The organism is Rhodanobacter sp. UC4452_H20 (genome assembly GCF_052978205.1).
Genome location: NZ_CM129662.1, coordinates 3,660,311 through 3,673,167, shown reverse-complemented (window position 1 = coordinate 3,673,167; position 12,857 = coordinate 3,660,311). Strand labels below are relative to the sequence as shown.

Below are 12,857 nucleotides of genomic sequence, written 5' to 3'. Positions count from 1 at the left end.
TCTTCCAGCATAGGGTAGGAGCCCGCTCGCGGGCGATGCTTTTGGCGGGCGATCGAAAGATCAAGCGCATGGCTCGCGAGCGGACTACTGCAAGAAGCATCGCGTCACTCGTAGCGCAGCGCGATCGCGGGGTCGACGCGCAGCGCGCGCAACAGCGGCACCAGCGAAGCGATCAGCGCCACCAGCAACACGGTCAACAGGACCGGGGCGAACACCCGCGGATCGTGCGCCTGCGTGTGCAGCCCGGGATCGGCCAGCAGCGCCGACCACGGCCATGCCAGCAGCAGGCCGATGCCCAGCCCCAGCCCGAGCTGCCACAGCAATTGCCGCCCGACCTCGCGCACGATCGCGCGGCTGCCCGCACCGATGGCACGGCGGATGCCGATCTCGCGGGTACGCTGGGCCACCGAGAACGCCAGCACGCCATACAGTCCCGCGCCGGCCAGCAACAGCGCGACCAGCCCCAGCGCGCCGAACACGGTACTGAGCACGGTCAATCCCGCCCGCGCCTCGGCCATCGCGGCGGCCTGGCTTCGCACGCCGTACACCGCCGCCTGCGGCTCGACCGCGTGCACGGCATCGGCCAGTTGCTGCGCGGAAACGCCGCCGGCGACGTGCGCGCGCACCGCCAGGCCCACGGCATGCAGCGGCAACTGGCCGGCCGACTGGTCCAGCGGCAGCAGCAGGCCCGGTCGCGGCTTTTCCAGCACGCCATCCAGCTGCAACGGCTCGATCACGCCGATCACGGTCAGCGTGGCGGCAAACGGACGGCCGGGCCACAACACCAGCTTGCGGCCCACGGCGTTGTCGTGCGGCCACATCGCGGTCGCCATCTTCGCGTCGACCACGGCCACCGGTGCGCTGTGCGCACGGTCGCGCGTGTCGAAGAAGCGGCCTGCCCGCAGGTGAACGCCGTAGGTCCCGAGGAAATGCGGACCGACGATACCCATCTGCGCGCGCGGCCAGCCCTCCGCGGGCTGCGGGTGGCCCGGCAGCGAGACGTCCTCGTGGCTGCCCAGCACCGCGCCGGGCACGGTATCCGATCCGGTGGCGTCGACCACGCCCGCACCCTGGCGCAGGTGTTCGCCCACCGCGTCGAAAAAGCGGATGCGCCGCGCATCGTCGGTATAGCTGGCCGCCGGCAGCATCACATCGGCGGTGAGCACCTGCGTCGCATGCGCCGCACCGGCCACCGGCTGCGACAGCACGCTGCCCACCGCGCGCACGAAGGTGCCCGCCCCCACCAGCAGCACCACGGTCAGCGCGACTTCCGCCATCACCATGACCCGGGCCACGCGGGCGAAGCCGGCACCCGAACCCTTGCCGCCGTCGCGCAGCACGTCCTGCAGGTCGGCGCGCGCGGCGCGCCAGGCGGGGATCACGCCTGCCAGCGCGGTGCTCAGCACGGCGGCCACGAAAGCCGCCACGAGCACCCGGCCGTCGAGGCCGAAATGATGGAAGGGCGCGGCGCCCGACGCATCGTTGAAGTACACCGAGACGATCCAGCGGTTTCCCCAGTGCACGATCGGCAGCGTCACCGCCAGCGCGGCCAGGCTCAGCAGCAGGCTCTCCGTCAGCGCCGCGGATACCAGTCGCATCCGACTGCCGCCCAGGGCGCCGCGCAGCGCCAGCTCGTGACGCCGCTGCAGGGTCTGCACCAGCTGGAGGTTGGCCACGTTGACGCAGGCCAGCAGCAGCACCAGCGCGGCGGCGCCGAACATCAGCCATACCCACTGGCGCATGTCCTCCGGCACAAAGCTGAACTTCCACGGTTTGAGCGTGACGCCACGGGTGTGCTTCCCCGCTGGCAGCGCGGCCTGCAGGCGCGCCGCCCACGTGTCCAGCTCCGCGCGCGCCTGCGCCAGTTGGTGGTTGGCCGCCAGGCGAACCACGCCCCACACATCGCGGTGCTGCCCGGGCGGCAGCTTCAGCGGCAGCCAGACCTCGCTGCCGCTGACCGGCATGCGCGCCGCCCTTGCCGGCAGCACGCCCACCACGGTGGCCCACTCGCCATTGATCCGCACCTCGCGGCCGGCGATGTGCGGATCGGCCTTGAAACCACGCCGCCACAGGTTCTCGCCCAGCAACACCACGTCCGCGGCGCCGGGCGCCTCGTCCGACGGCAGCAGGCCGCGCCCCAGCAGCGGCGTGACGCCCAGCAGCGGCATCATCGAGGCGGTCACGCGACTGCCCGGGTAGTACGTCGCGCCGCCGTTTTCCTCCACGCCCGCGCCAATGGGGACGTAGGCACCCACCTCGTCGGCGCTGCGCAGGCCGTCGCGCAGGGCCAGGTACTGGTCGCTGTCGAGGCTGCCGATGCCGTTGCCGCTGTGCGACGGTTCGCCCAGCGCCATGAGGCGTTCGGGATGCGGTACCGGCAACGGTTCGAGGATCAGCGTGTTGACCAGGCTGAACAGGAACAGCGTCACCCCCAGCCCCACGCCCAGCACCGCCACCGAGAGCAGCGCATAGCCGGGCCGCCGCGCCAGCCGTCGCCAGGCCTCGCGAAGTTCGCGCACGATCATCGTCACTCTCCCCTCAAGGCACGCATCGGCGCCACGCGTGCCGCTCGCAGCGCCGGCAACAGGCAGGCCAGCAAGCCGGCGAACGCAAGCACCACGCTCACACCGGCCATCACCAGCGGGTCCAGCGCACCGGCGCGGCCAATCAATCCCATCAGCACCTGCGATGCCGCACGTGCCGCCAGCCACGCCCCGGCCATGCCCAGCGCCAGCCCCGCCGCAATCTGCAGCAAGCCGCCGCGCAGCACCAGCTCCAGCAGTCGCGAAGGTCTGGCACCCAGCGCCATGCGCACGCCGAACTCTCGTTCGCGCGTGGCCACCGCCACCGCCACCACGGCGTACAGCCCCGCCGCGGCGAGCAGCAGCGCGAGCGTGGCGAACAAGCCGATCAGCCACAGGCTGAGCCGTGCGCTCGCGGTGGTCTGCTGCACGACGTTCCGCATCGTGCGCAAGTTGGCGATCGGCTGCTCGGGCGCGATCTCGGCCAGCGCCGCGCGCACGCCGTCCTGCCAGTCCATCGGGTTGCCGTGGCCGCGCAACGCGAAGCGCAGCGGCTCCAGGTGACGGACCAATGCCATCACCGGATCGGGTACCTGCGCCAATGGCACGTACAGCACCGGTTGCATGGGCTGCAACGGCCCCTTCTGATAGGTGGCGCCCACTACGCCGACGATGTGCAGCGAAACAAGCTTGCCGTCAACGCCTGTCATCTCGATCCGCTTGCCCACCGCATGACCGCCGTAGAACCTGTCAGCCAGATCCTGGCTGACGATGGCCACCTGCTCGCCTCCTGTCGTGTCGTCACGCGAGAAGTCCCTCCCCTTGAGTAACGGGATGGAGAACAAGCGGAAAAAGTCGTCCCCGATACCGTGGTACTGGGACGCGAACTCCCGCCCATCCGGGGTGTGCAGGGTGGTTTGCAGCTGACCCATCATGCCGTTGCTGGCAGGCAGGTTCGTGGTCACCACGGCGTCGGCGACGCCCGGGATCACGCGCAGCCGCTGCACCAGCCGCCGCGACAGGCCCCACACCGAGGCGACATCCGGGTAATCGGCCCGCACCGGCGCCAGGTCGAAGGTGAGCACATTGCTGTCGGCAAAGCCAAGATGCATCCGCGAGGCGTCATAAAGCCCATGCATGAACACGCCAGCCGCGCACAGCAGCACCGTCGCCAACGCCACCTGCGCCACTACCAGTACGCGGCCCAGCCGCCCGCCGCGCAGACCGATGCCGCTACGGCCGCCCTCGCGCAATTCGTCCACCGTCGTCGCGCTGCGGCTGCGCCACAACGCGAGCCCCGCCGCCAGCAGCGCGCCGAGCATGCCCACGGCGAACGCCAGCAGCCACGCCGAAGCACGGACATGCAGGCGACCGCCCCACAACCACTCGGCGGGAATGAAGCCTTGCAGCAAGGCCAGGCCAGTCGTCCCCAGCGCCATGCCCGCCAGCGCGCCAGCGCCACCGACCAGCAGGCCCTCGCCCAAGGCCGGCAGTATCAGCCGCAACAGCGGTGCGCCCAGCGCGCCGCGCACCGCGGCGTCGTGGTTGCGCGACAACGCACGCAGCAGCATCAGGTTGGCGAGGTTCACCAGCGCAATCAGCAGCACCAGCACCGCGCTGGTCATGAACAGCAGCAGCATCGGCCGCGCGTCCTGCCGCATGACGGACGCCAGATGCAGGGCGCCGAAGCGCGGCTTCTTCCAGTTGCCGCCCATGCCCATGTCGCGGTACATGGTGCGCTCGCGCGCATCGGCCTGCGCCGACACGGCGGCGATGTCGGCACCGGGTGCCAGCCGTGCAAGCGCCAGAGTGCCGTTGTGGCTGTAATCGCGGCTGCCCACCGGCACCGCCGTCGGCAGCACCACGTCGCCCGACCCAAGCACGGTGTTGAAGGCCGCCGGCAGCACACCCACGATGGTGTGCGGCACGCCTTCCACCTGCAGGCTGCGGCCGATCACGCTGCGGTCGCCGCCGTAACTGCGCAGCCAGAAGCCGTAGCCGAGCATCACCACGGGCGGGCCGTGCGGATGATCCTCCTGCGCATCGAAGTTGCGCCCCAGCACCGGCTGCAGATCCAGCGTGGGCAGCAATCCCTTGTCCATGCGGATCAGCGGAACCTGCGCCGGCACACTCACGCCGGCGACATTCACCATCGAACCCGGCCACCACAACCCCAGCGAGGCCACGCCGTCGAGCTTGTCCAGGTACTGGTATTCGTGCGGCGAGATGCCGCCCACCTGACTGGTGTCGCGGATCTGGCCCAGCACCACCAGTCGCGACGGCTGCGGTACCGGCAGGGGTCGCCACAAGCTGTTCTGAATCAGCGTGGTTACCGCCACGCTGGCGCCGACGCCGAGCGCCAGCACGCCGGCAGCCAGCAACAGGAAGCCGGGCCGGCGCAGGCTGGCGCGCCACGCGCGCCAGATCTCGGCAAGCCAGACGTTCACGCGCCGACTTCCACGCGCTGGCCGATCAGCGCGTCCAACCGCTGCTCGTCCTCGTGGCGCAGGCGCTCGTAGGTTTCCTCGTCGACCACGCGGCCGTCGAACAGGCGGATCTTGCGCTGGGCGAGTTCCGCGTAGCGCGCGTCGTGGGTGACCATGCAGAGGGTAGCGCCGCCCTTGTGCAGTTCGTCGAGCAGGGCCATCACCGCCTCGCCATTGCGCGAGTCGAGGTTGCCGGTGGGCTCGTCGGCGAGCAGGATCGCCGGCCGGCCGACCAGCGCGCGGGCCACCGCCACGCGCTGTTGCTGGCCGCCGGACAACTGCGCCGGGTAATGCCGCATGCGATGCGCCATGCCGACGCGCTCGAGTGCTTCCTGCACGCGCTCGCGCCGTTCGGCGGCGCCGATGCCGTTGCGGTAGGTCAGCGGCAGTTCGACGTTCTCCTGCACGCTCAGGTCGCCGATCAGGTTGAACGCCTGGAAGATGAAGCCGATCTCGGCGTTGCGGATGCGCGCGCGCTCGGCCGCGTTCAGTGCCGCGACGTCATGCCCGTTCAGCACGTAGCGGCCGGCGCTGGCGGTGTCGAGCAGGCCGAGGATCGACAGCAGGGTGGTCTTGCCGCAGCCGGACGGCCCGGAGATGGAGACGTACTCGCCGCGCGCGATGGACAGATGCACGTCAGCGAGTGCATGGGTTTCCACCTCGTCGGTCTGGAATACCTTGCGGATGCTGTCGAGGGTGATGACGCTAGTTGACTGGTTCATGACGATACCGAGAGACATGAGGAGTGAGGAGTGAGTGGAGAGAAGTGAGTGAGGAGCATGAGGGTGCGGGCTTTTCTCTCACGCCACACTCCTCTTCACTCACTTCCAACCCCAGTTAGCGCAGGCGCAGGCGGTCATATTTGTCCCACTGGCTGGTATCGGACAGGATGACCTTGTCGCCGGTTTTCAATCCACGCAACACCTGCACGCGATCGACCGAGGCGCTGCCGATGCGTACCGGTACGCGGGTGGCCGTGTCGCCGTCGGGTTCCAGCCGAAACAGGCTGAGGTCGCTGCCGGCGGCAGCCAGCGCGGGACGCCCTACCGACAGCACGTCGTGCAGTTCGGCGATGCGGATGCGGCCGTCGACGGAAAGATCGGGCCGCGCACCCGGCGGCAGCGCGCCGGCGAGCGTGACATCCACCCGCACGCTGCCGTCGCGCACGGCCGGATCGATGCGTTCGACCTTGCCGGCGATCACGCCGTCGTGGGTATCCACGTTCACCGCCATGCCCATCAATACATCCTTGGCCTGCACCTCGGGCACCTGCAATCGTGCGATCAGCACGTCGGTGCGCGCCACCCGTGCCAGGTTGGCACCGGTGGCGACCTGGGCGCCTTCCTGCACAGCCACTTCCTGCAGCACGCCGGCGATGCCGGCGCGCACCTGGAGCGCATCGGCCTGGCGCTGGCGCAGTTGCAGGTTGCTCTGCTGCTGCAGCAGTTTCGCCTGCACCGCGTCCAGCTGCGCCTGCATGCTGGCGCCGAAGGCGTGCACGCGCTGCTGTTCGACCTGCATGCGGTTCTTCAGCTGGGCCAGGGCGATCTGCTCCTGTTCGTAGCGCACCTCGGGAATCAGGTGCCGGGCCACGGCCTTGGCATCAGCGTCGGCCTTGACCTTGGCCGAGGCGTAGTCGGCCTGTGCCTGCGCCTGGGTGGCGCGGTGGTCGAGCAACTGCGATTGCAGCTCGGCGCGCCGGGCGGCCACGTCGGCACGTGCCGCCGCCACCTGGGCCTGGGCGTTGCGCAGGCTGTCCTGCACTTCGGGGTTGGACAGCGTCATCAGCACGGTGTCCGGCTGCACCACCGTGCCCGGCCACGCCAGGATCCGGTCCACCTGGGCGGCGGTGGCCGCCGCCAGCCAGCGCGAAGTGCGCGGCACCAGGGTGCCGGTGGCGCGGATCTCCTGCAGCATGTCGCCGCGCTGCACGGTGTCGATCCACAGGCTGGCACGATCGGCCCGCGGCAACGCCGGTCCCAGGCGCAGCAGCACCGTCACCAGCATCGCGACGAGCACGACGGCTGCGGCCGCGAGCAGGCGGAGCCGGCGGCGCTTGCGCAGTTTCAGGGTGGGGTTGGCCATGTCCATGCGCCTGCTGGAGCAAGCCCCGTGCCAGGGCGCGAAGGCCCTCCGGACAAGCGATTTCGTCGCCCGCCAGGCACTCTCGTCGTTCGCCAGCGGACACCCCTGTCCGAAGTCGTACGTGCAGGGCCTGTTCGGCGCGGTACGGCGGGCACTGCCCGCCGTTTTTCTCCCGGACGACGCGTAGCAGGAGCGGCGGGCAGTGCCCGCCCTACAGGTGAGGCAACGGGCGAGTCAGCCGGTGTTCTGCAGCCCCTGCGCCACGCCGTTGACGCAGGCGACCAGGGCCTGCAGCAGCGCGTCGTCCTCGCGGTCGCTCTCGCGCCAGCGCCGCAGCAGGTCGACCTGCAGCAGGCTCATCGGATCCACGTACGGGTTGCGCAGACGGATCGAGGCGGCCAGCCGCGGGGCGTCCTGCAGCAGGGTGCGGTGCCCGTTCAACTGCAGCAGCACGCGGCGGGTGCGCTCGAACTCGCCGCGGACCAGGCCGAACATTTCCTCGTGCAGCGGCCCGGACAGGCGCGAGAACGCCTCGGCGATGTCGAGGTCGCACTTGGCCAGCACCATTTCCACGTCGTCCAGCATGTTGCTGAAGAACGGCCAGTCGCTGGCCATCTCGGCCATCGCCTCCTCGCCGAACTCGCGCACGCCGTGGCCCAGCGCACTGCCGAGGCCGTACCAGCCGGGCAGGATCGAGCGGCACTGGGTCCACGCGAACACCCACGGGATCGCGCGCAGGTCCTGCACGCCGCGCATGCTGCGGCGACTGGCCGGGCGCGAGCCGAGGGTCATGCGCTCGATCACGTCGATCGGCGTGGCGCTGCGGAAGTACTCGACGAAGTGCGCGTGTTCGACGAAGGCGCGGTAAGTCTCGCGGCTGGCTGCCGACAACACGTTCATCCGCGCGCGCCATCGCTCTTCGCGCGGATCGTCGGCGCGCGGGCGAAGCGAGGCGCGCAGCACGGCGCTGACGGTCTGTTCCAGGTTGCGCAGCGCCAGCGCGCGGATGCCGTACTTGCGGTGGATCACCTCGCCCTGCTCGGTCACCCGCAGCACGCCGGCCACCGATCCGCGCGGCGAGGACATCAGCGCCGGCGCGATGCGCACGCCGCCGCGGCTGGCCGAGCCGCCGCGGCCGTGGAAGAACGCCAACCCGATCCCCGCCGCACGCGCCACTTCCAGCAGCTCCTCCTGCGCGCGTTGCAAACCCCAGCGCGAGGCCAGCGTGCCGCCGTCCTTGCCGCTGTCCGAGTAGCCCAGCATCACCCATTGCTGGTCGCCGCGCGCGGCGAGGTGGCGGCGATAGACCGGGTCATCGAGCAGTGCCCGCAAGGTGGCCGGCGCGTTCTTCAGATCGTCCACCGTCTCGAACAGCGGCGCGATGTTGAGCGGCACGTTGTCGTCCTGCACCAGCCCGCCGTAGCGCGCCAGTGCCAGCACCGCCAGCACGTCGGCCGCGCTGCGCGCCATGCTGATGATGTACAGCCCCACCGCCTCGCTGCCGTAACGCCGGCGGGTGTCGCCCAGGGTGGCGAACACGTCGTACAGCGTGGTGACCACCTCGGCATGGCTGATCGCGAAGCGTGCATCGCCGCTGGCATAGTCGCGCAACTGGCGCGTGCGGTCGGCGGCCGGCCGCGCGGCCCAGCCCTCGTCGGCCAGCAGCGCGGCCAGCGCGTCGTCGTGCACGCGCGAATCCTGGCGCACGTCGAGCCGCGCCAGGTGCAGGCCGAAGGTGCGCACGCGCTGGGCCAGCCGCTGCACCGCGTAGGCGCCGGCGTGCAGGCCGCGATGGGCGATCAGGCTGTCGACGATCAGCTGCAGGTCGGCCTGCAGGTCGGCGGCCGAGGCATAGCCGTCGGCGTCATCGTCGTGCAGGCTGGCTTCCAGCCGCGCGCCGATCAAGGTGAGCAGGCAGCGATACGGCATGTCGGCGTGGCGCGGGCGGATGCGCTCGGCGGCCCGCGGGAAGCGCTCGCGATACTCGGCCAGCCGCTGCCGCAACGCCGGCGCCACCTGCACCCGGCTGTCGGTCTGGCTGAGCAGGCGCGCGAGGTTGGCCACATCCGCCACGTAGTGCTCGATCACGTGCGTGCGCTGCGTGGCGAGACTGGCCGCGATGGTGTCGGCACCGACGTTGGGATTGCCGTCCATGTCGCCGCCGACCCAGGTGGCGAAACCCAGCAGGCGCGGCAGCTCCACCGCCACGCCGTAGACCGCCTGCAGAGCTTCGGCCAGCGCCTCGTACAGCGCCGGCACCACCCGGTACAGCGGGTTGGCCAGGTAGAAGCCGACATGGTGGTGCTCGTCCTGCACGGTGGGCCGGATCGGCGAGGCCTCGGCGGTCTGCCAGCCGGCGGACAGGGCCATGTAGATGCGCTCGTCGTCCGCGGCGCGTTCCTGCGGCGTGCGCGCGGGATCGAAGCCGTCGACCAGCGAGCGCACGATCGCCTGCTCCTTCTCCAGCAGCGAGCGCCGCACCGCCTCGGTAGGATGCGCGGTGAACACCGGCTCGATCCACAGGCGATCGAGCCAGCCCAGCAATTCGGCCGCATCCACGCCCTGCGCCTTCAGCTGGCCCAGCGCATCGAGCAGCGATTCGGGCTGCACCTGGTCGCTTTCGCGCTGGTAGTCGCGGCGGCGCCGGATGCGGTGCACCCGCTCGGCGGTGTTGACCGCGTGAAAATAGGTGGCGAACGCCCGCGCCAGCGCCTCGGCACGGTCGGGCTCCAGGCCGGCCAGCGAATGCGCCAGCTCGTCGGTCGAGGCGCCCTCGGCGCGCCGCCGGATCGCGGCGATGCGCACCTGTTCGACCCGCTCGAAGAACGCCTCGCCGCCCTGCTCGGCCAGCATCCGGCCGACCATCGCACCCAGCCGGCCCACGTCTTCGCGCAGCGGGCCGTCGTGCGGCAGGAATTCGGGCTCGCGATCTGTCTCCACGCCGTGCTCCACGTTGCGGCCAAGCGCCCAGCCTACCGAATCGGCGCGGCCGCGGCACCACGCCGGCGGGCATAAGCTTATGTCTGCCGCTACAATGGCAAGCTGCACTGCCCGCCGAGGGGCGCTGCGACCGTTGGCGTGAGGCAGATCCATCTGCAGCCCCACGCATCGGCCAGGCTCGGCGCGGCACGTTCCACAACGGCGCCCGGTTGTCTGTACGCGAGTCCCTTCGCGAAAAGACCGGCCAGCCATGGCCGGACCCTTCGCAAGAGCCCCGCACTAACCGGAGATACTCATGAACGCCGCACTCAAAGAAAACCATCAGGACTACAAGATCCGCGACATCTCGCTGGCCGATTTCGGCCGCAAGGAGCTGGACATCGCCGAGCACGAGATGCCGGGCCTGATGTCGATCCGCAAGAAGCACGCCGCCACGTTGCCGCTCAAGGGCGTGCGCGTGACCGGCTCGCTGCACATGACGATCCAGACCGCGGTGCTGATCGAGACGCTGAAGGACATCGGCGCCGACGTGCGCTGGGCTTCGTGCAACATCTTCTCGACCCAGGACCACGCCGCCGCCGCGATCGCCGCCAGCGGCACGCCGGTGTTCGCCTGGAAGGGCGAGACGCTGGAGGAATACTGGGACTGCACGCTCGACGCGCTGTCCTTCCCCGACGGCAAGGGCGGTTTCCTTGGGCCCCAGTTGGTGGTCGATGACGGCGGTGACGTGACGCTGCTGATCCACAAGGGCTACGAGCTGGAGAACGGCTCGAAGTGGGTGGACGAGAAGGCCTCCTCGCACGAGGAGCAGGTGATCAAGAACCTGCTCAAGCGCGTGCATGCCGAGCGCCCCGGCTACTGGCACACCGTGGTGAAGGACTGGAAGGGCGTCTCCGAGGAGACCACCACCGGCGTGCACCGGCTGTACCAGCTGGCCGAGGCGAAGTCGCTGCTGGTGCCGGCGATCAACGTCAACGACTCGGTCACCAAGAGCAAGTTCGACAACCTGTACGGCTGCCGCGAGTCGCTGGCCGACGGCCTGAAGCGCGCGATGGACGTGATGCTGGCCGGCAAGGTGGCCGTGGTCTGCGGCTACGGCGATGTGGGCAAGGGCTGCGCGCATTCGCTGCGTGCCTACGGCTCGCGCGTCGTCGTCACCGAGATCGACCCGATCAACGCGCTGCAGGCGGCGATGGAAGGCTTCGAGGTCAACACGGTCGAATCCACCCTGGGCCGCGGCGACATCTATGTCACCACCACCGGCAACAAGGACGTGCTGACGCTGGAGCACCTGAAGTCGATGAAGGACCAGGCGATCGTCTGCAACATCGGCCACTTCGACAACGAGATCCAGGTCGATGCGCTGAACGCGATGGCCGGCGTCGAGAAGCTCAACATCAAGCCGCAGGTGGACAAGTACGTGTTCCCGGACGGCCGCGCGATCTTCCTGCTGGCCGAAGGCCGCCTGGTGAATCTCGGCTGCGCCACCGGCCACCCGAGCTTCGTGATGTCCAACTCGTTCTCCAACCAGACCCTGGCGCAGATCGACCTGTGGGCGAACAAGGACAAGTACGAGGCGAAGGTCTACATCCTGCCGAAGAAGCTGGACGAGGAAGTCGCCCGCCTGCACCTGGAGAAGATCGGCGTGAAGCTGACCACGCTGACGAAGGAGCAGGCCGGCTACCTCGGCGTGCCGGTGGAAGGCCCGTACAAGCCGGACCACTACCGCTACTGAGCCGCCAGCGGATCATCGGTCGGTCGCAGCAGAACGGGCGCGCAAGGCGCCCGTTCTGCCATCACCGGCTCACCACTGGGCAGCGTGCACCGTGCGGCCAGCGCCGCGCCGGATCATACTTTCGTACCGATCCAACACGGTCGAACCCACGGGAGACGGCGTCGATGTCGCCAAAGCCAAGCAGCGCCGACCGGCGATTGTTCAGCCAGCTTCGCAGTGAAATGGACCGGATGACCGCGTCCGAACGGGTGATCGCGAACTTCCTGCTCACCAACCGGCAGGCGGTGCCGTTCGAGACCGCCAACTCGCTCGCCGCCAAGCTCGCCATCAGCGCCGCGACGGTGGGCCGGTTCTGCCGTCGCCTCGGCTACCGGAACTTCCGCGAGCTGAAGTCGGCTTTCAAGTTCGACGTGGCCGTCGCGCCATGGCCGATCGGCGAAGGCCTGCGCTCGATGCTGCAGACCGGCAGCGGCGAACCGGCGCTGCAACGCGACCTGGACCTGACCATCGCCGGCATCATCGAGGTCTACCGCCGCGCGGAAACGCGCGAATGGCAGGATATCGTCGCGCACCTGGCGCACTGCTCGACCCTGCACATCGTGGGATTCCAGACCGAGCGCGGGCTTGCGGCCCACTTCGCCAGTTTCCTGCAATACGTGCGCCCGCGGGTGCGGGTGGCCGACCTGGCTACCGGAAGCTTCTCGGAGGTGCTGCTTGACGGCACCGACAAGGATTGCGTCGTGATCGTGGAGACGCGCCGCTACTCGCGCCAGGCACAGCTGCTCGCCCGTCATTGCCGGCAACGCGGGCTGCCGCTGGTGATGATCACCGACAAGTATTGCCACTGGGCCAGCGAATACACGCCGCACATCCTGGCATTGCCGACGGAAAGCGGGATTTTCTGGGGCACCACCGTTCCGATCCACGCGGCGCTGGCGCTGCTGGTCAACGGCGTGGTTCTCGCGCTCGGCGAACGCGTGGAGCAACGCCTGGCCCACGTCTCCGACCTCTACCAGGAATTCGTCGGCCACGTCGGGAAACCCGCGCGCGGGCAGCGCAAGAAGGGCGGCGACATCGAGCCTTGAGCAC

Annotated in this window: 8 protein-coding genes and 1 riboswitch; of the genes, 3 read left to right on the top strand and 5 right to left on the bottom strand. The window is 69.7% G+C overall.

Annotated elements, in window-relative coordinates:
* Window positions 1-104: 104 nt before the first annotated feature.
* The 4 genes from ACVCMC_RS16780 to ACVCMC_RS16765 form a co-directional block, all read right to left on the bottom strand.
* Window positions 105-2,525, bottom strand: a complete 2,421-nt coding sequence (locus ACVCMC_RS16780; protein WP_447098133.1) for an ADOP family duplicated permease — start codon at window positions 2,523-2,525, stop codon at window positions 105-107.
* Between the two features lie 2 nt (window positions 2,526-2,527).
* Window positions 2,528-4,969 carry an ADOP family duplicated permease gene (locus ACVCMC_RS16775; protein WP_447098132.1) on the bottom strand — a complete coding sequence of 814 codons (2,442 nt, stop codon included), beginning with the start codon at window positions 4,967-4,969 and terminating at the stop codon, window positions 2,528-2,530.
* Entirely contained in the window at window positions 4,966-5,730 is a 765-nt protein-coding gene (locus ACVCMC_RS16770) for an ABC transporter ATP-binding protein (RefSeq protein ID WP_395120129.1), read from the bottom strand. The genes ACVCMC_RS16775 and ACVCMC_RS16770 overlap by 4 nt, the downstream gene beginning before the upstream one ends.
* Before the next feature lie 115 nt (window positions 5,731-5,845).
* Window positions 5,846-7,093: an efflux RND transporter periplasmic adaptor subunit gene (locus tag ACVCMC_RS16765; RefSeq protein ID WP_447098131.1), complete on the bottom strand. Its 1,248-nt coding sequence runs from the start codon at window positions 7,091-7,093 to the stop codon at window positions 5,846-5,848.
* On the opposite strand from ACVCMC_RS16765, the gene ACVCMC_RS16760 reads away from it, so the two are divergent.
* Complete coding sequence (locus tag ACVCMC_RS16760) at window positions 7,092-7,280, top strand: hypothetical protein (RefSeq protein ID WP_447098130.1); 189 nt, start codon at window positions 7,092-7,094, stop codon at window positions 7,278-7,280. The genes ACVCMC_RS16765 and ACVCMC_RS16760 overlap by 2 nt on opposite strands.
* Window positions 7,281-7,327: 47 nt before the next feature.
* On the opposite strand, the gene ppc is transcribed toward ACVCMC_RS16760, so the two are convergent.
* Window positions 7,328-10,033: a phosphoenolpyruvate carboxylase gene (gene ppc / locus ACVCMC_RS16755; RefSeq protein WP_447098129.1), complete on the bottom strand. Its 2,706-nt coding sequence runs from the start codon at window positions 10,031-10,033 to the stop codon at window positions 7,328-7,330.
* A 110-nt stretch (window positions 10,034-10,143) separates the two neighbouring features.
* Window positions 10,144-10,247: riboswitch (S-adenosyl-L-homocysteine riboswitch) on the top strand.
* Window positions 10,248-10,328: 81 nt separating this feature from the next.
* Between ppc and ahcY the strand changes: the two genes are divergently transcribed.
* A complete protein-coding gene (ahcY, locus tag ACVCMC_RS16750; protein ID WP_447098128.1) occupies window positions 10,329-11,768 on the top strand; it encodes an adenosylhomocysteinase in 1,440 nt (479 codons plus the stop codon).
* Between the two features lie 164 nt (window positions 11,769-11,932).
* Window positions 11,933-12,853 (top strand): MurR/RpiR family transcriptional regulator, encoded by a 921-nt coding sequence (locus ACVCMC_RS16745; protein ID WP_447098127.1) that lies wholly within the window; start codon window positions 11,933-11,935, stop codon window positions 12,851-12,853.
* Window positions 12,854-12,857: the final 4 nt, after the last annotated feature.